At 58.5% G+C, this 446-nt stretch carries 1 protein-coding gene; it reads right to left on the bottom strand.

What is annotated here, in order from left to right; translation table 11 throughout:
• On the bottom strand, positions 1 to 206 hold a 206-nt coding region (locus tag AC1RPX_RS07720), incomplete at its 3' end, for a hypothetical protein (RefSeq protein WP_481763322.1).
• Positions 207 to 446 lie beyond the last annotated feature (240 nt).

The raw sequence follows: 446 nt of genomic DNA, 5'->3' as shown, positions 1-446 counted from the left end.
CAGTTACGACGAATCTCGCGATCCGAAACGCCGGCAATTGCGCGCTGGCGCTTCAAGCATTCCAGCAGTTCAGCACGCGTTTTCTTGTTGACGGCGCACACGATTGCCTCGTAATCGTCCTTGTAAAACTTGGAGTCACGCTTAAGCGACGCGGCCAGTAGCGTAATCGCTTCCTTTCGTAGCTTACTCATGTCGTAATTTTGCATTGCCAGCCTCAGCGGGTTAGTTGTGTTTGGGTCCGCGACGCGTGCGCGCACCCTCAGCCTGCCGGCCCCGGACGTGAAAAAGGGCCCCTAAGAGCCCCTTTTGTTCGGTTGTCCGCGCCTCAGACGGGGAACGCGTAATTGCCGTTGAATTCAGCGGTGTCCCGCACTTGCTCAGCCGTCATCGATGACGGCACCCACCGCGCACCCCGGAACGCAAACAGGTGCGTACGATACTGCGCG

The sequence above is a fragment of the Dellaglioa sp. CoH-56-MRSF-14 genome (assembly GCF_056782115.1).
This window is presented reverse-complemented; position numbering and strand designations above follow the sequence as displayed.